The sequence below is a fragment of the Ruegeria atlantica genome (assembly GCF_013032005.1).
Lineage (GTDB): Bacteria > Pseudomonadota > Alphaproteobacteria > Rhodobacterales > Rhodobacteraceae > Ruegeria > Ruegeria atlantica_A.
In genome coordinates this window covers 964,191-982,907 of the sequence record NZ_WQBE01000001.1, presented here as the reverse complement: position 1 = coordinate 982,907, position 18,717 = coordinate 964,191, and the positions used below count along the sequence as shown (strand labels likewise).

20 protein-coding genes are annotated in these 18,717 nt (G+C 56.0%); 7 read left to right on the top strand and 13 right to left on the bottom strand.

Annotated elements, in window-relative coordinates; genetic code table 11:
• The first annotated feature begins 132 nt into the window (after positions 1 to 132).
• A complete protein-coding gene (locus GOX21_RS04880; protein ID WP_170375837.1) occupies positions 133 to 693 on the top strand; it encodes a hypothetical protein in 561 nt (186 codons plus the stop codon).
• 361 nt (positions 694 to 1,054) lie between these two features.
• Here the strand turns inward: GOX21_RS04880 and GOX21_RS04870 are convergent, their stop codons facing one another.
• Entirely contained in the window at positions 1,055 to 2,269 is a 1,215-nt protein-coding gene (locus GOX21_RS04870; protein WP_170375833.1) for a bifunctional alpha/beta hydrolase/OsmC family protein, read from the bottom strand.
• A gap of 235 nt (positions 2,270 to 2,504) precedes the next feature.
• Here GOX21_RS04870 and GOX21_RS04865 point away from each other — a divergent pair, with 235 nt between their 5' ends.
• Positions 2,505 to 2,696 carry a hypothetical protein gene (locus tag GOX21_RS04865; RefSeq protein ID WP_170349091.1) on the top strand — a complete coding sequence of 64 codons (192 nt, stop codon included), beginning with the start codon at positions 2,505 to 2,507 and terminating at the stop codon, positions 2,694 to 2,696.
• A 4-nt stretch (positions 2,697 to 2,700) separates the two neighbouring features.
• Here GOX21_RS04865 and dddP read toward each other — a convergent pair whose 3' ends face one another.
• On the bottom strand, positions 2,701 to 4,044 hold the full coding sequence (gene dddP / locus GOX21_RS04860) for a dimethylsulfonioproprionate lyase DddP (RefSeq protein ID WP_170375832.1): 1,344 nt from the start codon (positions 4,042 to 4,044) through the stop codon (positions 2,701 to 2,703).
• Positions 4,045 to 4,166: 122 nt separating this feature from the next.
• Between dddP and GOX21_RS04855 the strand changes: the two genes are divergently transcribed.
• Positions 4,167 to 4,907: a heme-dependent oxidative N-demethylase family protein gene (locus tag GOX21_RS04855; RefSeq protein WP_170375830.1), complete on the top strand. Its 741-nt coding sequence runs from the start codon at positions 4,167 to 4,169 to the stop codon at positions 4,905 to 4,907.
• Positions 4,908 to 4,943: 36 nt separating this feature from the next.
• Here the strand turns inward: GOX21_RS04855 and GOX21_RS04850 are convergent, their stop codons facing one another.
• From GOX21_RS04850 to GOX21_RS04830, 5 genes are all read right to left on the bottom strand, one after another.
• On the bottom strand, positions 4,944 to 5,855 hold the full coding sequence (locus GOX21_RS04850) for a hypothetical protein (protein ID WP_226688305.1): 912 nt from the start codon (positions 5,853 to 5,855) through the stop codon (positions 4,944 to 4,946).
• 199 nt (positions 5,856 to 6,054) lie between these two features.
• Complete coding sequence (locus GOX21_RS04845) at positions 6,055 to 6,849, bottom strand: lytic murein transglycosylase (RefSeq protein ID WP_170349087.1); 795 nt, start codon at positions 6,847 to 6,849, stop codon at positions 6,055 to 6,057.
• A 54-nt stretch (positions 6,850 to 6,903) separates the two neighbouring features.
• The gene (locus tag GOX21_RS04840) at positions 6,904 to 7,182 is read right to left on the bottom strand and encodes a DUF3303 family protein (protein ID WP_170375828.1); all 279 of its coding nucleotides are present in this window, start codon (positions 7,180 to 7,182) and stop codon (positions 6,904 to 6,906) included.
• 139 nt (positions 7,183 to 7,321) lie between these two features.
• Positions 7,322 to 8,728 (bottom strand): type I glutamate--ammonia ligase, encoded by a 1,407-nt coding sequence (gene glnA / locus GOX21_RS04835; protein ID WP_170359023.1) that lies wholly within the window; start codon positions 8,726 to 8,728, stop codon positions 7,322 to 7,324.
• A gap of 27 nt (positions 8,729 to 8,755) precedes the next feature.
• Positions 8,756 to 9,094 carry a P-II family nitrogen regulator gene (locus tag GOX21_RS04830; protein WP_058280621.1) on the bottom strand — a complete coding sequence of 113 codons (339 nt, stop codon included), beginning with the start codon at positions 9,092 to 9,094 and terminating at the stop codon, positions 8,756 to 8,758.
• Between the two features lie 169 nt (positions 9,095 to 9,263).
• Between GOX21_RS04830 and GOX21_RS04825 the strand changes: the two genes are divergently transcribed.
• The 3 genes from GOX21_RS04825 to tig all read left to right on the top strand — a co-directional run bounded on the left by GOX21_RS04825 (position 9,264) and on the right by tig (position 13,944).
• On the top strand, positions 9,264 to 11,000 hold the full coding sequence (locus tag GOX21_RS04825) for an NAD(P)H-hydrate dehydratase (RefSeq protein WP_170375826.1): 1,737 nt from the start codon (positions 9,264 to 9,266) through the stop codon (positions 10,998 to 11,000).
• Between the two features lie 303 nt (positions 11,001 to 11,303).
• The gene (locus tag GOX21_RS04820; protein WP_170375824.1) at positions 11,304 to 12,428 is read left to right on the top strand and encodes a porin; all 1,125 of its coding nucleotides are present in this window, start codon (positions 11,304 to 11,306) and stop codon (positions 12,426 to 12,428) included.
• Between the two features lie 184 nt (positions 12,429 to 12,612).
• Entirely contained in the window at positions 12,613 to 13,944 is a 1,332-nt protein-coding gene (tig, locus tag GOX21_RS04815) for a trigger factor (RefSeq protein WP_170375822.1), read from the top strand.
• A gap of 99 nt (positions 13,945 to 14,043) precedes the next feature.
• Here tig and GOX21_RS04810 read toward each other — a convergent pair whose 3' ends face one another.
• The 6 genes from GOX21_RS04810 to rpsF all read right to left on the bottom strand — a co-directional run bounded on the left by GOX21_RS04810 (position 14,044) and on the right by rpsF (position 17,803).
• The gene (locus tag GOX21_RS04810; RefSeq protein ID WP_170349081.1) at positions 14,044 to 14,892 is read right to left on the bottom strand and encodes an acyl-homoserine-lactone synthase; all 849 of its coding nucleotides are present in this window, start codon (positions 14,890 to 14,892) and stop codon (positions 14,044 to 14,046) included.
• Between the two features lie 97 nt (positions 14,893 to 14,989).
• Positions 14,990 to 15,691 carry a helix-turn-helix transcriptional regulator gene (locus tag GOX21_RS04805; RefSeq protein WP_170349080.1) on the bottom strand — a complete coding sequence of 234 codons (702 nt, stop codon included), beginning with the start codon at positions 15,689 to 15,691 and terminating at the stop codon, positions 14,990 to 14,992.
• Positions 15,692 to 15,930: 239 nt separating this feature from the next.
• Complete coding sequence (locus GOX21_RS04800) at positions 15,931 to 16,371, bottom strand: lytic transglycosylase domain-containing protein (protein ID WP_170349429.1); 441 nt, start codon at positions 16,369 to 16,371, stop codon at positions 15,931 to 15,933.
• A 190-nt stretch (positions 16,372 to 16,561) separates the two neighbouring features.
• Positions 16,562 to 17,182, bottom strand: a complete 621-nt coding sequence (gene rplI, locus GOX21_RS04795) for a 50S ribosomal protein L9 (protein ID WP_170349079.1) — start codon at positions 17,180 to 17,182, stop codon at positions 16,562 to 16,564.
• Positions 17,183 to 17,194: 12 nt separating this feature from the next.
• A complete protein-coding gene (gene rpsR, locus GOX21_RS04790; RefSeq protein ID WP_005982441.1) occupies positions 17,195 to 17,422 on the bottom strand; it encodes a 30S ribosomal protein S18 in 228 nt (75 codons plus the stop codon).
• Between the two features lie 27 nt (positions 17,423 to 17,449).
• Entirely contained in the window at positions 17,450 to 17,803 is a 354-nt protein-coding gene (gene rpsF, locus GOX21_RS04785; RefSeq protein ID WP_170349078.1) for a 30S ribosomal protein S6, read from the bottom strand.
• 296 nt (positions 17,804 to 18,099) lie between these two features.
• Between rpsF and GOX21_RS04780 the strand changes: the two genes are divergently transcribed.
• Positions 18,100 to 18,618, top strand: a complete 519-nt coding sequence (locus tag GOX21_RS04780; RefSeq protein WP_170349077.1) for a hypothetical protein — start codon at positions 18,100 to 18,102, stop codon at positions 18,616 to 18,618.
• Positions 18,619 to 18,717 lie beyond the last annotated feature (99 nt).

Sequence of the window (18,717 nt, the reverse complement as noted above, 5' to 3'; positions counted from 1 at the left end):
ATAACTTTGTGAATGACACCGCGCCCAAAGCAATCCGGGCGCGGTTTTTTGTGGCCTATTCCAAGAGATGCTGGACAAAACCGGCCACCGCAGGCCAAGCTGCATTCAACGAAAACATCAGGTTATTTAGAAATGAGAATTTTTACTGGCTCGACTCTGGCCGCCTGTGCCGCCCTGTGGTTAGGGGCTGTGACACCGGCGTCTGCGGATACTCCTGTCACATACACCGAAGCAGGGCGCGCCCTGTTTGGCTTTTCGGTGCCTGACTATTGGGTCGTGCGAACGGGCGGCCCGCGTGAGATTGAGGATACGGAACTGGGTGATCTTCGCGCTGTCGCACGTGTCATGGCCATACGGCCTTTGACCGATGACAACGTCTGGATGGGGTTCGTTTCACCTGCTGGCGTAAAGTCAATTAAAGACGGCCTGCAATATCTTGAAGATATTGATAAGTTTCTTGTTGAAGATCCCGAGGTTACCAACACGTCCGACACACGAATTGGCGGTTTGCCGGCGCGGGTGATCCGGGGTACCGGCACCCGCGACGGGCGTGGCATCAACTTTACGGCCTCGGTCATTGACCTGCCAAACGGTCGCGTGGCCGTTGTTGTCGCGATCCTGCGCAATGGCGCTGATCCGGCATATGTTGACGACCTGAATGCCGTTTTCGCGTCGTTTCGGGCCACGCAGTAAGGAGATGTGCCGATGATCACAAAACGTATCAAACGTACAATCCTTGCGCTGGGGCTTGGTGTTGCAAGTTTTGCACTGTCAGCATGTGACAGTGTTTCAGTTGGTGTCGGCTATGGATACGGTTACGACCCGTTTTATGACTCGATGCTGTGGAATGACTACTATCGACGCGATGTTGACGTAGATATTGACGTCGACCGGCCTCCGCGGCCGAAACCGCCTGCTGGCAAACCTCCGGCAAGACCAAAGCCGCCGGTTGCAAAACCACCTGCGCGACCGCGTCCGCCAGTGGCGCGACCACCCGCAGCCAGACCGCCGATCCATCGCCCGGCGCCACGACCGCGCAGATAGTTTCAGAGGGTCAGGTCAGAAGTTCCGTAGTGATATGGGCTGACCCTTCCAACGTTCTGTGTACAGGGCATTTATCTGCAATCTCCAGCAGCCGGGTACGCTGTTCCTGATCCAGCGGTCCTTCCAGGCGGATTTTGCGGCGGAACACGTCGATCTTGCCGTCTCCGGCAAGACCGGCATCCTGACCATGTACTTTGTTGTGGCAGACATCGACCGAGATACCCGTCAGTGGCCACCGCTTGCGCCGCGCATACATGCGGATCGTCATCGACGTACACGCCCCCAGACCCGAGGAAACAAAGCCATAAGGCGACATGCCCCGATCCGTACCGCCATAGGATTCAGGCTCATCCGCAACCGCGTGATGCCGGGGGCCGGATTGGATATCCTGCAAATACCCGGAGGGATCAACTTCGGTCACGCGCACCACGCCCTCGGGCGCGCCCGGCGGCGGTGCCGGTGGGCAGAGTGTGACGTATCGCTTGACCCATGCGGCGATCACATCCGCCGCGTATTCCGCATCCGAGGCCCGCGTGATCAGGTGATCGGCATCGTCCAACGTAACAAAGCTTTTGGGATGTTTGGCAGCAAGAAAGATGGTGCTGGCATTGTCGATGCTGACGGTTTCATCCCGGGGGGCGTGCAGGACCAGGAGGGCAGCTTTAAGGTCGCCAATGGCAGGAGTCAGAGCCGTTTCTGAAATGTCGTCGACAAAAGCCTTGCCGATGCGGAACGGGCGACCGCCCAGCATAACCTCGGCTGATCCCTCCTGTTCGATCTGGGGCAGTGCAGCATCAAAATGGTGCGAGACATGTCCAGGATCGGCTGGTGCGCCCAGCGTGACTACTGCCTTGACGCTTGGGATACCTGCGCGCGCACGTAGAACGGCAGCCCCACCCAATGAGTGACCGATCAGCAAGGCGGGAGCCATGTTTCGCCCGGCCAGATAATGCGCGGCGGCAATCAGGTCCTCTACATTTGAGGTAAAGGTGGTGTTCGCGAACTCTCCGCCCGAATGGCCCAGACCGGTGAAGTCAAAACGCAACACAGCAATGCCCATAGCCGCCAGACGCGCAGCAATACGGCGGGCAGCGGGAATATCTTTGGAACAGGTAAAACAGTGCGCAAACAACGCGGTCGCAAGTACCGGTCCATCCGGCAAATCAAGGCGCGCAGCCAGCTGGTTGCCGTCGTGACCGGCAAAAGTGATGCGTTCGGTGGGCATGACAATTCCTTACCTATCGGGATGGCCCCAATAGTGTGTGCTTCGGTCTGGGCACTCAACCCCATTGTAAGAAGCGTCACGGGAAGGTGAGGGGAATACAGATATTTGGGTCGGATTCTTGTGAGAATTTAAAGTTCAACATCTGTGATGCTTTATCCATCAAATATTCGTTTTAATTATTTTTCTCTGATGTCCATCTTGCAGACGTCACACACAGTCAGCCAAGGAGGCTCAAATGGCACATACTGCATCCGCCCCGCGTGGCGTTGTTATTCGTCCCGATCTTTTGATCATCATTGCCCTGACCGGAATTCTGGGGTTCTCTGTGGGGCAAAATTGGCCACAGGCGGCACCGTCTACAACCGAAGCCGCCATCCCACACGAGGACTGGCATGGTAACGTCCGCCGCTCAACCTGGCCGGACTAATCCTTTATGTTAGACCCATAAGCTGAGGATCAAACGGGTATGTGCTGAGGTTTTCATACCCGTCCTCGGTGATCAGCACCTGATCTTCCAGCTTGATCGAAAAATCGCCCCCAACCTCGCCACAGGCGGCTTCGACACACAACACCATGCCGGGCTCAAGCGGATAGTCGTATGAGCCCGCAACCGCCTTGTCCGGATAGGCAACCAGAGGCCATTCATCACACAGACCCACGCCATGCATCAGGCAGCCGTATTTTTGCGCCTGAAACTTGTCGTCCAGCTTGTGTGCATTGGCGGTCAGTTCCGGAATCATCACGCCGGGTTTCAACATCTCCATATTGGTCATGATGTGTTCATGGGCGTGCTGCATGGCATAAACCATGTCAGGGCGGGGTTTCTCATCCCCGATCCACCACGTGCGCGAAATATCGATGCAGATACCGTAAGATCCGATCAGATCGGTATCAAAGGCGATGATTTCGTTCTTTTGCGTGATGCGTGGGCCGCATTCCTGAAACCAAGGATTGGTGCGCTGCCCCGAGGCCAGCAGGCGGGTTTCGATCCATTCCCCACCGCGCCGGATGTTTTCGGCATGTAGTACGGCCCAGATGTCGTCCTCGGAGGTCTTGCCGTCACCCACATTGGCGCGCGCGAACTTCTCCATCTCGGCCACCGCGGTTTCACAGGCGTGATTGGCACAGCGCATGGCCAGGATCTCATCCGGGCCTTTTACGGCGCGGGTCTTTTCGGTGACCTCTTCACCCTCCATGATCTCAAACCCTTGCGCCTCAAGCGCGCGTAGGCCGTGCAACATGATCTTGTCGACGGCCAGACGTTTGTTGCCATCGCCATGTTCGTCGATCAGCAGCCGTACCTCGTTCGAGAACACGTCGGCCTGAACATCCACCTTGTCACCACGGTCAAAATAAAACAGGTCCGCTCCCGAGCGTTGTTCACGTACCAGAGGATTGAATTTCGACAGGAAGGGAGAGTTTTTATAGTCCCAGATCACCATGTAGCCATCGGCACACAGCAGCACGGCGCGGAACGGGTTATGGGTGTTCCACAACTGCATATTGGTGCTGTCCGTGGCATAACGGATGTTAAGCGGATCGAACATCAGCAGCCCACCATAGCCACGATCCACGATGGCCTTCGTCAGGCGCTTCCACCGGTATTCCCGCATCCGCGCCAGATCGGGCAGGGCAAGCCCGGCAGCTTCCCATTCGGCAAAGGCCAGCTGCGTCGGCCCGATCTCAATCCGATCATTCTCGTTCGGGGTGCCGTCGCCAAGCGTAGCGCCCTTTGCCGGGTCAATCTTGCGGCTGTCGCGATAGTGCTGGTTCATAGTGGGTCTCCCTGCCTGCGGTCGAGCGTGGAGAATCATTTCCCCCACGTCTTGAAGGTTTGCGACCGGGCATCCGTCGCTTTTTGACCGACAATCCAGTAAACTGGTGTTAGGTCAAAGGCATGACGATCCTCCAGACCTCAATTCCTTATGATCCGCTTGCCCCACGTCCTTTGCCCGGCATCCAACCGGGCAGCATGGATGATTGGCTGCATTGTGATGATGTGTTTGCCGCGCAGATGCAGCGGCGCACGACGTTGTTGACCGAAAGACGGGCAGAAGTTCTGGCGCTGGACCCAAGTGCCGAACCTGCGGCGCAGGAGCTGTTGAACCTTGTCCTAAAGCACGCTTACCCTGGGTGTTTGGACCGGGTCATACGCCCGGACGGGCAGGGTGTTGAAATCGACCACTCCAACCCCATGGATATGCTGTGTCGTCTGGTGCAGGAAGATTTCTGTATCCTTCAAAAGCACGGGGATGAACACGTTCTGACCGGTGCCATCCTTTGTTTTCCCGCCAGTTGGCGTTTGTCTGAAAAATTCATGCGCCCCTTGATCGACATTCATGGGCCCGTCGCCAGCTATGATGCCGATATCGCCCGCCGCGTGCAGCGCCTGTTTGATGGAATACAATCTGAACGTCCGCTTTGGCGCTTCAATGCCTTGTGGTACGAGGACGCGGAACTGCACCAACCCCGCAGTGCCAGCGCACCGCGTGATGTCCAAGAACCTGGGGTCGCACAGTATTTGCGCAGCGAACGACAGACGCTATTGCGTCTGCCTGAAACGAAGGCCGTGGTCTTTTCAATCCATACTTATGTGCTTGAGGCAAAGCACCTGCGCAAAGCGGAAAACCCCGCCTAAGTGGCGGGGCTTCCAAGGAGGGTCTTCGGTTTAGTGCTACATGCCAAACGCGTTTGCGACACCGGCAATTGCCCCGCTTGTGCTGAGAGCGGAGATTGCGACGGAGTAGGCAAGTACCTGAGTATTAAGGCGAAAATCTTCACCTTTGATCAGGTTCACTGCGGCCAGAGAGACCGCGATCGGAACTGACACGCTTGCCACGGCCCCGGTCAATCCCCAACTGGACAGTCGCAGGATATCGCTGGGCTTATCGTGGTCGAGGGGGGGCGTATCTTCGTCCCGATCAGTAGGTTGCTCGATAGGTTCTGTCCGGAAAGCGATGCTGAGCAACTGCTCATCCGACAGCTGGATCGGCCGGGCTGCTGGTTTCAGCGCCTCTTTTTGTGGCTCATCCAGGTCTTCTTCAGTAATGGCCAGCCCCGCGAACGGGCCTGTCACTGCCTCGAAAATCTGTTGTCTGTTGCGTGGTTTGGAAGGCGTCAGCGTGTTGAACGCGCTCATGAACTGTTCCACGGTCAGAACTGTGTTGGGCGACAGCCATTCGACGCGCTGCGTCGCGCAGATATCAACCATCCGATACAGGATGACCACCAACATAAGCTCTGAGATTTCACTGTCATCCAGCAGCGCTGATACCGGAGAGATTGTAATTGCCAAACGGCTCTGCGGAAGGGTCACGATCGGCCGATGGGCGGTCTTTAACCCGGCGGCACGGTCCAACCGCTCAAAACGGTCTTCTGCTCCGGTCGCCTGAGTTTCCAAAGTCAGGCGCACCAGATACTGGCTGGATACGATGCTGGCTTCGGTTGCGCTTAGCATGGTCTTACGTTCGACCAGATGGCCATAGTCTTCCAATGTCGTGGCGACGATGGCACCGAACCGCTCGATCGCGCCGTCGGTCTCACCGTCGAATTGAAGACCACCATGATAGCTGTGCTTCGTAGTCACTGCGCTGTCCCTTGTCGCATCCTGTCTTACCAAACAGGTTAACAAGCGATATGGGGCAGAATTTGGCAGAAATGGAAAAAAATCCAAAATTGGCAGGATTGATTACTCTATGGAAACCTAGACATTTTGGGGGCCACTTAATGTCTGTGGCAACAATGTGGCCGGATTGGGGTGTGCAGGCGCAGATTTGTGGCAGGTCTCAGCCGTCGATTCGGGCTGCCATAATCGCAATGGATTGCTGATAGACCGTGGCAGCGTTCCATTGCTGAATTACAGCGAAGTTGGGTTGCCCCGGCTGGTAGCCACGCCCCGGTTTCCATCCTTTTTGGCGTAGAAAATTGGCAGTTGAGGCAAGCGCGTCTGTCATATTGTAGAAATCGACCTGGCCGTCACCGGTTGCATCGACCCCATAGGTCAACGCATTGCCCGGCAGGAATTGAGTGTGCCCCAATTCGCCATGTTTAGCCCCTTGGGTTGCCGTCGTAATACTGCCTTGATCGACCAGTTTTAGCGCACCGATGGCATGTGGAATAAAGAAGTCAGAACGGCGACAATCATAAGCCAGTGTTGTGATCGCGGAAACAACCTGACTGTCCCCCATAAAATTTCCAAACCCCGTTTCCATTCCGTGAATGGCGATAAGCACTCCGCTGGGGACGCCGTATTGGCGCTCCAGCGCGGCATAGAACTGCGGGTTGCGGGCCTTGCGCTTGCGTCCTTGCGACACGATCGCGTCGGCGCCGCGTACCCGCATGAATTTGTCCAACGAGTATTTAAAGCTTTTTTGATTGCGGTCTGCCGCGATTGTACGGGTGGCGTATTGGCTTTGCGCCAGCGCCTGCAATCCCTTCTTTTTGACTCCCGCGCGTTTAGCCTGTTTGGCAAAGTCCTTCTTCCAGACCTCAAACCCGCTGCTGGTATTGCCGCAAGGGGCGCTGGCCGCAATTGTGGGCAGAGCCAGCGTAAGGGTCAGTAAAATTGCAAATCGCTTCATGAAAAGAATCCCTAAATAAGCTAATTCCAACCGACCCCGCGATCCGAGTGGCACTTATAATGCTCGCTGCAGATCCTCGGCCGTCAGGACGGGCTGAATTTCGATATTGGCGTTCAATGCGGCAAACAGGGGCTCGTTGATTTTCGGCATGTGGGCCTGATCGCTTTCCTCGAAAATGACAATGCCCATGCGTTTTCCGTGTTCCAGCGCAAAATAGGCGGCCTCTGCATTGACGCCTTTCACAAGCGCTTCGATGGCTTTTCCCAGCGATCCGTCCCGTTCTGCTTGATTGCCTTTTTCAACCGGTATTGTGAATTTCAACATCAATCGCATCGCGCCCTCCCAAAATCCTCTGATCAATACTTTTGGACGAGGCTCGGACGTTCGTGCGTGTCAGTCAAGATGTGTTATCCTGAACGGCAAAAGGGCGCCCGGTAGGACGCCCTTAGCTTTTCTTAAGTTTAACTGCAGCTTAGCAGCTGTAGTACATGCCGTACTCAACCGGGTGCGGAGTATGCTCGTAGGTTTCGACCTCTTCCATCTTCAGTGCGATGTAGCCGTCGATCTGGTCTTTGGTGAACACGTCGCCTTGCAGTAGGAAGTCGTGATCCGATGCCAGAGCTTCCAGAGCTTCACGCAGGCTGCCGCAAACGGTCGGGATATCGGCCAGTTCCTCGGCGGGCAGATCGTACAGGTTCTTGTCCATGGCTTCGCCCGGATCGATCTTGTTCTTGATGCCGTCCAGACCGGCCATCAGCAGTGCGGCAAACGCCAAATAAGGGTTCGCAGCCGGATCGGGGAAGCGAGCCTCGACGCGCTTGGCTTTCGGGCTTTCGGTCCACGGAATACGGACACAACCCGAACGGTTACGGGCCGAGTAGGCGCGCAGAACAGGAGCTTCGAAACCTGGGATCAGGCGCTTGTAGCTGTTGGTCGACGGGTTGGTGAAGGCGTTCAGGGTCTTGGCGTGCTTCAGAACACCACCGATGAACCACAGGGCTTCGTCCGACAGATCAGCATACTTGTCGCCAGCGAAGAGCGGCTTGCCGTCTTTCCAAATCGACATGTTGACGTGCATACCGGTGCCGTTATCGCCTGCGATCGGCTTCGGCATGAAGGTCGCCGACTTGCCGTAGGCGTGGGCAACGTTATGGATGATGTACTTGTATTTCTGCAGCTCGTCAGCCTGTTTAGTCAGGCTGTCAAAGATCAGACCCAGCTCGTGCTGGCACGAGGCAACCTCGTGGTGGTGCTTGTCGACCTTCATGCCCAGACGCTTCATGGTCGACAGCATTTCCGAACGCAGGTCCTGTGCTTCGTCAATCGGGTTGACCGGGAAGTAGCCCCCCTTGACGCCCGGACGATGGCCCATGTTGCCCATCTCGTACTCGGTGTCGGTGTTCCACGATGCATCGGTTGCATCAACTTCGTAGGATACTTTGTTGATAGTGTTAGAGAAACGAACATCGTCGAACAGGAAGAACTCGGCTTCGGGGCCCATATAGGCCACATCACCGATACCCGATGCCTTCAGGTATGCTTCGGCTTTCTGAGCGGTGCCGCGCGGGTCACGCTCATAAGCTTCGCCAGTGTCGGGCTCGACAACCGAGCAGTGCACGCAGATGGTCTTTTCGGCATAGAACGGATCGACATAGGCGCTGTCGGTGTCGACCATCAGCTTCATGTCCGATGCTTCGATCGACTTCCAGCCCGCAATGGACGAACCGTCGAACATAAAGCCTTCTTCCAGGAAATCCTCGTCAACCTGATCGGCCATCAGGGTCACGTGCTGCAACTTGCCGCGCGGGTCGGTAAAGCGAACATCGACGTATTCGGCGCCTTCGTCCTTGATCAGCTGAAGAACTGCGTCCTTGCTCATACTCTTATTCCTCTATTGGGTGTTCGATTACAGGGCTTCCGAACCGGTCTCGCCGGTACGGATGCGAATGGCTTGTTCAACGGGCGAGACAAAGATCTTGCCGTCGCCGATCTTGTCGGTTTTCGCGGCGGACACGATGGCCTCGATGGCGGCGTCAACCTGGTCATCGTCCAGAACGACCTCGATCTTCACCTTGGGCAGAAAGTCGACCACGTATTCAGCGCCTCGATAGAGCTCGGTGTGACCTTTCTGTCGACCGAACCCTTTGACTTCGATCACGCTGAGGCCCTGGACACCTACGTCCTGCAGCGCCTCTTTCACTTCGTCCAGTTTGAACGGTTTGATGATCGCTTCGATCTTCTTCATCCCGGGCTCCTATAACTCTTGTCAGAAAGGCACTGATCACGTCTAAGATCGGTCGGCAATCTGATTGCGAAAATGGCCGGGCCCTTGTGGTGAGAAATTAAGCGGTGGGTGAAATTTTGATCGATTTGCACAAAAAGTAATCAGAATTGAATCGTCAGGGGAATTTGAGATGACGGAATTGCTGACAGCCGCACAGATGCGGGCCATCGAACAGGCCGCAATTGAGTCTGGCGAGGTGACCGGGCTGGAGTTGATGGAACGGGCTGGGCGCGGCGTTGTCGAGGCTATATTCGAAGAGTGGCCAGAGCTGTCGAAAACCTTGGGTCGAGCCGTGGTATTGTGCGGTCCGGGAAATAACGGTGGTGATGGGTTTGTCGTTGCGCGATTGCTGAAAGAGTGGGGTTGGGAGGTCGAGGTCTTTCTCTATGGCGATCCCAAGAAGCTGCCGCCAGATGCGCGAGTGAATTATGATCGATGGCTTGAGTTAGGGGAGGTTATACCGCTGACCGAACAGGACATGCGCAAAGGTGGTTTTGCTGATCTTTACGTTGATGCTCTGTTCGGGACGGGACTGAAACGCGGTTTGGACGGTGAATTGTTCAACGTCGTTCGACATCTTTCTGGTGTGAATGGTGATCATTACACCGACCGCTTAGTCAGCATCGACGCCCCGTCCGGCTTGTGTTTGGACGCCGGGCGGGTGTTGCATCAAGAGCCTCCGGACCCATGGCCTCGCGAGTTTCTGGACAGTGTTCCTGCAGAGTTTCGGAACAAGGTTGCCCAAGCTGGCGGCGCGGGCGCTTTTCAAGACCGTTTTGCGCGGTTGACTGTTTGTTTCGACAGTCCAAAGCCGGGGCATTTCTTGGCGCAAGGGCCGGATTTGTGTGGCAAGCTTGTAGTTAAAGACATCGGTATCTCTATTCAGCGTTGCCGTTTTAACGGTGAACCATATGACGATGCGTTCACATTAGGCCCCAAACCTTTTCGCCGGGCAAGCCGCCCTGCATTTCTAACCCTTGCTGAGGCGCCGGGCCGCGTGAAGGACGAGCGAACATGGGGCGGGTTGCCGCTCTGTCGCTTGCCCAAATTTAGACAGCATCACAAGTTCACCCACGGCCACGCCCTTATTTGCTCGGGTGGTCCGGCTAAAACCGGTGCTGCTCGATTGGCGGCGCGCGGGGCTCTGCGGATTGGGGCAGGGCTTGTGACGTTGGCGGTGCCTCCGGCAGCTCAGATGGAGGTCGCTGCGCAGGTCACAGCCATCATGTTGCAGAGGGTCGAGGGGGCGGATGGCCTGACACAAGTGCTGCAGGACGAGCGACTCAACGCATTGTGCCTTGGCCCCGGGTTGGGGCTGGAACGTGCGCGGGATTTGGTGCCAGCGGCTCTGAACGCCAAGCGCGCGACTGTACTGGATGCGGATGCGTTGACAGCTTTTGCAGATGATCCCGCAGTCTTGTCCGCGCAATTGCATGAAAACTGCATTTTGACACCACATGGTGGTGAGTTTGCGCGGTTGTTTCCGGATATTGCCGAAAAGCTGTCAGCCCCTGCAACCAAAGGCCCGGCCTATTCCAAGGTGGATGCAACACGCGAGGCCGCCAAGCGGGCAGGGTGCGTGATCTTGTTCAAGGGGCCGGACACGGTGATCGCGGCGCCGAACGGACAGTGTTCGGTCAATGCAGCAGTCTACGACCGTGCGGCCCCTTGGTTGGCTACGGCCGGGTCCGGCGATGTTCTGGCTGGTTTTATCACCGGGCTGCTCGCGCGTGGGTTTGCCCCGATGAAGGCCGCTGAAACAGCGGCTTGGTTGCATGTGGAATGCGCGCGTGCGTTTGGCCCGGGGCTTATCGCTGAAGACTTGCCCGAGTTGCTTCCTGAAGTTTTCAAACAACTTAATATATGATTTTTAGGCGAGATTTGGCCGATCCACCCGATCTTCGGCAGCATTTGGCCGACTGGTTTGCGGTGTCATCAAATCGAGTGTTTGCCAGACGCATAGCCGGGCGTCAGAATTCGCTTGGAGGGGGTCTCCGGCTGCGGTCTTCCTGCAGATAATGCGTTGATTAAAATAGGAATTATTTCTGACTTTCCTGCTCTGAGTGGCGGACATGCAATACTTTGAAAGTATCGCAAGAGGCCTCTGGAGCTATGGCGGCATGCACGCGATTGATGAGCAACGAAAGCCGGAATTTTCAAGGTGAATGAAATGACCCAGAAACTAAAACTGTCCTCAATGGCTGCGATGTTGGTTGCGACAACGGCAATTCCCGCGGCAGCGGAACTGAAATACAACAACAACAGTGGCGGTTACGTTCTGTTGTACGGACAGCTCGATCCGGTGATCGTCTCGGTCGATGACGGCGAGGAAACGGAAACGCGCTTGCTGGACAATGACCTGTCCAACAGCCGCGTCGGCCTGCGGCTGATGCAGCCCTATGGCAGCAATGAATTCATGTTCCGCTTTGAAACCGGACTGGGTCTGCCGAGTACGGGAACGGCCAACCAGAATGGAACCAACAATGACGGATGGTCACGGGAAGACATCCGACATGTCGATTTCTCGTTAAAAGGGGGATACGGCAAGTTCTCGGCCGGGCAGGGGAGCATGGCGTCGGACGGTGCGGCCGAGGTTGACCTGTCTTATGTTGGAACGGCTTTGTATTCCTTTACGAACGACGAAAACGGTGCGTTTTTCTATCGCGGCACGGACGGTGTACTAAGCGGTATCACCGTCGGTGACTCGGCCAGTAACTTTGATGGCGCTCGCCGTGGCCGGATCCGTTACGACACCCCCGACTTCAACGGTTTCTCAGCGGCAATTGCCTATGGCCAGAACATTCTGTCCAGCAGCGACGATGATGACTACTACGACATCGCGGTTTCTTACGGCAATACTTTCGCAAATGGCGTGGAGTTTGCCGCAAGCGTGGCCTATGCGGTGCGGGATTTCGACAATAGCTCGGGTGAACGCAAAGACACGATCGGGTCCGCTTCGGTTTTGCTGCCCAGCGGTTTCAGCTTTACGGCGGCCTTGGGTACGCGTGACGACACTGCCACCGGTGCCAGCGACCCGGACTATTGGTACACCAAACTGGCCTATGAAGGGGACTGGGTGTCCTGGGGGAAAACCGGTGTCGGGATCGACTATTTCGATGGTTCGGATTTCGAAAACGACGGGTCCAGCACAAAATCCTGGGGTGTCGCGGTCGTTCAGCGGATCGACAGCATCAACACTGATGCGTACCTGAAATATCGCAACCATGACTTCGACGACACGGTCGACTTTGACAAGAACGAAGCCTGGGTTCTGGGGGCGCTCTGGAAGTTCTGATCCCGACCTTCTTGGGAATAGGCGCCCCGGGTCAGTTCGGGGCGTTTTTTTTGTTCAAATCGGCGGCAAAACAAGGCTGATCCGGGCTTTGCCCCCTTGCACGCGGGCGGCTGGGCAAATAGAAGGCGTCAAATTTGCCCGGCGCGCCGTTTTGCGCGCCCCGAATCCTATGGGGACTACCATAATGCAGGTTACCGAGACGCTGAACGAAGGTCTGAAACGCGGCTACAACATCGTTGTGTCCGCAGCCGAGCTGGACGAAAAGGTCAACGAAAAGCTGACCGAAGCGCAGCCCGAAGTCGAGATGAAGGGCTTCCGCAAAGGCAAGGTGCCGATGGCCCTGCTGAAAAAGCAGTTTGGTCAGCGCCTGCTGGGCGAAGCGATGCAGGAAAGCATCGATGGCGCCATGAGCAAGCATTTTGAAGACAGCGGTGAGCGTCCGGCGCTGCAGCCTGACGTCAAGATGACCAACGAAGATTGGAAAGAAGGCGACGACGTTCACGTCGAGATGTCTTATGAGGCGCTGCCGGAAATCCCCGAAGTTGATCTGAAATCGGTCGAGCTGGAAAAGCTGATTGTCAAAGCAGACGATGAGGCCGTCGAAGAAGCGCTGAAAAGCCTGGCAGAAACCGCGCAGGACTTCAAAGCGCGCCGCAAGGGGTCCAAAGCCAAAGACGGCGATCAGGTTGTGATCGACTTTGTTGGCAAAGTGGACGGCGAAGAATTCGAAGGTGGTTCGGCCGAAGACTACCCGCTGGTTCTGGGCTCGAACAGCTTCATCCCCGGCTTTGAAGAGCAGCTGGTCGGTGTGAAGGCCGAAGAAGAAAAAGACGTGAACGTCAGCTTCCCAGAAGAATACGGCGCCGAAAACCTGGCCGGTAAGGACGCTGTTTTCACCTGCACGGTGAAAGAAGTGAAAGAGCCGGTTGCTGCCGAGATTAACGACGAGCTGGCCACCAAGTTCGGTGCCGAAGATCTGGCTGGTCTGAAAGCTCAGATCGCTGAGCGTCTGGAGGCAGAGTATTCCGGTGCGTCGCGCGCGGTCATGAAGCGCGCGCTGTTGGACGCGCTGGACAAGATCGTTTCCTTCGACCTGCCGCCGTCGCTGGTTGAAGCCGAAGCCAAGCAGATCGCGCACCAGCTGTGGCACGAGGAAAACCCGGAAGTGGAAGGCCACGACCACGCCGAGATCGAGCCCACCGACGAGCACAACAAACTGGCCGAGCGCCGCGTGCGTCTGGGCCTGCTGCTGGCCGAGCTGGGTCAGAAGGCCGAGGTTGAAGTCACCGATGCCGAGATGACGCAGGCGATCATGAACCAGGCGCGTCAGTACCCGGGTCAGGAACGTCAGTTCTTTGAGTTCGTGCAGCAGAACGCTCAGATGCAGCAGCAGCTGCGCGCGCCGATCTTCGAAGACAAAGTCATCGACTACATCGTTGAACTAGCTCAGGTTGCCGACAAAGAAGTCAGCAAAGACGACCTGCAGAAAGCCGTAGAGGCACTGGAAGAGGAGTAATCCTCTTCCGCCCCCTGCCCACGGGGCACAAAAAAAGCGGAGCCGTCTGACAATCAGACGGCTCCGGTGGGTGGCTTTTGATCTTATGAGGTGAGGGGGTCAGGCCTCATGAGCAAAAGCACGGGGGGTACTCAGCAGAGCAGTCTTTTGCTCTGGCGTGAAACGATCTGACAGCGCTTCGATCAGTTTAAGCACGTCTTTTACTTCGTCTTTCGATTTTGCTGAATGCATCTGTTCGACGAAGTATTTCTCAAGCTCGGTCAGCGGTTGGTGATCGACATTAGCGGGTTTTTCGGCCTTGCCGAGCGCGAACAGACTCAGCGCCTGTTCTTCGGTCAGGAAGACGTCATGTTCGATTCCCGCATAGTCTCGAATGCCCGAAATTCGTTCATCCGAGCAATCCATCAACGCCGCCATCGCAACCACTTTGCCCATTGGTTTTGCACTACCGAGGTAATCATACGGGGCATTGCCCGACCGTTGCAGAACACGGTTCATAATTGGGTCAATCACAGCGATCGAGTCCAGTACGCCTGCGGTTTTGGCGTATTCGAACGAGCCGATCATGACCTCGCTGGTCACATAGGACACTGAATTTTTGCCGCGCCCTTGGCCCAGTCGTTTGGTGTCGACACAGAACCGGGTCGCTTCCCAGACCTGTGAACTGCGCAAGGGCGGTTCACCGTCCAGAATAGAATTGAAGACATCCGCAAGCATGTGTGGACCTGTGGTCTGCAACAGGCGCATACACCCAACGACTTCCCCCTCGTCGTTGATGCTGACCACGTGTGCAGGATTCAGGTCGTCGAACATATCGCGTTCACGGCCGTCTACTATGTTGACCTCCCAGCCCAAACGATCGCCGAACACGCGGGCTCGTAGTTTGAACATTTCGTCCAGGACATCACTAAACATATGCTGGTTGATACCATCAATTACGATGATCATTTCCATCCCCCTACAGTCTGGTTACCGTGACTCGAGAGTTAACCATGTCGCGGGCGGAAACTATTGGGGGTTTCCCGTATTTTTTTCGATTTTTTGCTTATCCTGGGGCGATTAAGCCCAAACCTATCGCCCGGCCAATGGCCTGAGGCGTGGTTAACGCGCCCAGTTTTTCGCGGCCAGAGCGCATGTGAACCTCGACGGTTCGGTGGGAAATCGACAAAATATCACCAATATCTTGCTGCGATTTACCCTCAGCGACCCATTGAAGGATCTCTTTTTCGCGTGTCGAAAGGGCGGGCAGGTACAATGCTTTGGCCAGAACCCCGGACTGCATAACCGTATCATGCGCATGCACAGCGGCCATTTGCAGGTCGCCCATGACTTCTCTTTTGAGCGACTCCCATTCAGCATCTGAACAATCGCGGGTCACGCTTAGTATTCCGCATTCGCCGTAAGGGCCGCGGACAGGAACGGTTAAACCACGCGGGGTAATGCCGAAGTCATGTGCATCGCGGAAAACGGCATTAAATTTTTCGTCGTGATTGAAACGGCCCCAATCGACCGGTGCAATGCTGAGAACCGACTGGTATATTGTTGGATCGAAATGGTGGTATCCATGGCTGCCGTAGTGGATTTTCCATTCGTCAGGGTAATTCGCATACCCCTGAACGTCACCTTTCACAGGATTCAAAGTGGCATAAGACGCATAGTCAAAGCCGAGTTCCTCGCAGACCGAGTTGATTATGTCTGCGGTCGACTTTTCCTGTTGGTCGAGCGCGGCCAAGTCTATGAGTTTCACCTGTCCAACCTTTTACATAGCGCTTTCCACCCCCCGAAAGCGCACAGTCTGTCCGTATTCAAGCCTACGTTGCGTCAACCGAGGTATTAAGCGCAAGGGAATTGTTAATATCGCACAGGCATAATGCGTACTTAGAGCAACAGAACTGTGTGAATCTGGGGTATTTGGGTGGAATTCCGCCGATTCTGACGCGAATTGGCATCGGATGTTTACGTTCTTTGTACAAGTTGAGCGGGAATTCATTCGGGTACAAGCCCAGTTTCAACCAGCATTCCGCGGGCTTTGGCTTCGGGCCAATACCCTTTGGCGTACAGGAAGATTGCCCTTTGCTGATCGCCATCCGAAAGCAACCAGGCGCCGCGCAGATACTTTCCGGCAAATTCCAGATTGGCATCGGCGTCCAGCAGCCCCTGTGCATTTCCGCTGTAGCCCATAGAGCGTGCCGTCGCGGGAAGGATTTGCAACAGTCCGTAATAAGGCCGGTTCACAGCCCACGGGCGATGAGTGCTTTCCCGGATCGCCAGTTTGTGTACAAGCTCGCGTGGGACTTCGTAGTGATCCGCCCACTTATTGATCGAGGCCCGCAACTCAGGCGTTTCGTTGGGGTAGAGAGGGGGATCGAATGCGTCTTGCGACACCGTCTCCGGCCCTCCGCAAGCAGCGAAGGGGATCATCAGCATCATGGCCAGAGCGCTGCGGCGCAGGTAAGCGGTCATCTGTGTACTCCGAATTTCAGGGCGCGATGATAGGAAACGAGTGCCCATCTGCAAGCGTAGGATTGAGATGTGGCCGAATTTTGCCCGTTTTGCGTGTGCATGAAAAAAGGCCGCACAAATCGGTGCGGCCTTTTCGAAATTCGATTGAACCAGATCAGGCTTTGGCTTCGTCTTCTTCAGCCGGAGCTTCTTCGGCAACCAGCTCTTCATCTTCCGAAGCAGCGGAACCGATATCGTCGAACAGTTCGGCGATTTCGAATTCAGCAGCGGCTTCTTCTTCAGCAGCCAGTTCCTGGATCGATTTGCCCGATGCCTGCAATTCGGCTTCTTCTTCCGAACGGGCGACGTTCATCTTGATTTCAACTTCGACCTCAGGATGCAGTTTGACTGCGAGCGAGTGCAGACCCAGTTCCTTGATCGGTGCGATCAGGGCAATCTGTTTCTTGTCGACGGTGAAACCAGCCTCGGTTGCTGCGTCTGCGGCGTCACGCGGGGTGACCGAACCGTACAGAGCGCCGGCATCCGATGCCGAGCGAATCACGATGAACTGCTGACCGTCCAGCTTTTCAGCCAGTGCTTCAGCTTCTTTTTTGGTTTCCAGGTTGCGGGCCTCAAGCTGCGCTTTCTGGGCTTCGAACGAGGCGACGTTTGCCTCGGACGCGCTCAGCGCTTTGCCTTGGGGCAGCAGGAAGTTCCGGGCGTAGCCGGGCTTGACGTCAACGACGTCGCCCATCTGACCCAGTTTCGCAACGCGTTCCAGAAGGATAACTTGCATGTCAGTCTCTCCTTACTTCACGGCGTAGGGCAGCAGGGCGAGGAAGCGGGCGCGCTTGATAGCACGGGCCAGTTCACGCTGCTTTTTCGCCGAAACGGCGGTGATACGGGAAGGTACGATCTTGCCACGCTCAGAGATGTAGCGCTGCAGCAGACGGGTGTCTTTATAATCGATCTTCGGCGCGTTGTCGCCCGAGAACGGGCAGACCTTGCGGCGGCGGAAAAATGGTTTTGCGGCCATGGTTTATGTCCTTTCGTCAGGCGTTGATCAACGGCGCTCGCGGCGGCCTTCGCGCTCGTCGCGCTTCTGCATCTGGACCGAAGGGCCCTCGGCATGCTCGTCGACCTTGATGGTCAGAACGCGCATAACATCATCATGCAGGCGCATCAGGCGCTCCATTTCCTGAACGGCGCCAGCGGGGGCGTCGGTCTTCAGGAAGGAATAGTGACCCTTGCGGTTTTTGTTGATCTTGTAGGCCATTGTCTTGACGCCCCAGTACTCGCTTTCGACGACGTTACCGCCGTTGTCCGCCAGAACGGTGCCGAAATGTTCGACAAGGCTTTCTGCCTGCGCGTTGGACAGGTCCTGACGCGCGATCATTACATGCTCATACAGCGGCATGTGTACTCCTGTTTCTATCAAGGCGCATTTCATAGGCGGGGCCATTTTGTCCTTCGCGACCCTGCCACGAGAGGCTGCGCGATTCATAAGATTTGCGAAGGATGGCCTCGTATACACGTTTGAGCGCGAGGGGCAAGCCCCGCCACAGACGCCTTGGCGGTGTCGCGCTATTAACATCCAATTAACATTGCGCTGCCCAATTCCTGACGCTTTTCGGCTCAAAGTTGTTTTTCATACCGGGGACTATCCGGAATTACCGGACCCAGAACGGCAACCTGAAAAACAGGGTGAGAGAGATGACCGCGATGAATACGAATGCATTCGAAGAGTCCGCAACCTCAGCGAACTATGAGAAATCTGTACCAGTTCTGATCACCTTTGCACCGAACTGGAAGGTTCGGATGGTACTGGCCCGCGTCCTTGGCGCCTTTCTGATCGTGATGGCGTTTTCCATGTGGTTGGTGGCCGGTTCCGCAATGGCCGCCGAAGTCTGGCCGATCAAGCTGGCTGCGTCACTTATGTTTCTGCTGGTCGGGGTTAGCCTGCTGACGATTCAGCTGCTGGATGCCCGCCCGGATGCTTATTTCGATCCGATCCGCCGCGAGGTTCGGGTTCTGCAAAAGAATGAAAACGGCCGCCCGCAGACCGTTCTGCGCCGCAGCTATGACACCTTGGGTGGTGCCCGCTTTGCCGACGATCAGGTCGAATTGTACGATGTCGATGGCAGCCTGCTGATGAAACTGCCGCTGCAATCGGCGGATGTCAGCCGAGCGCTCAAGGGGCAACTCAGTGGAAGCGTAACAATCTTCGCGTGAAATTTATTCTGTTCATCTAGGAACAGAAACTGTTAGAGAATAATACTTGTGTGCTGCCCTTGGGCAGCACATTTTTGTTATCGAGCAACCCATTCGGGT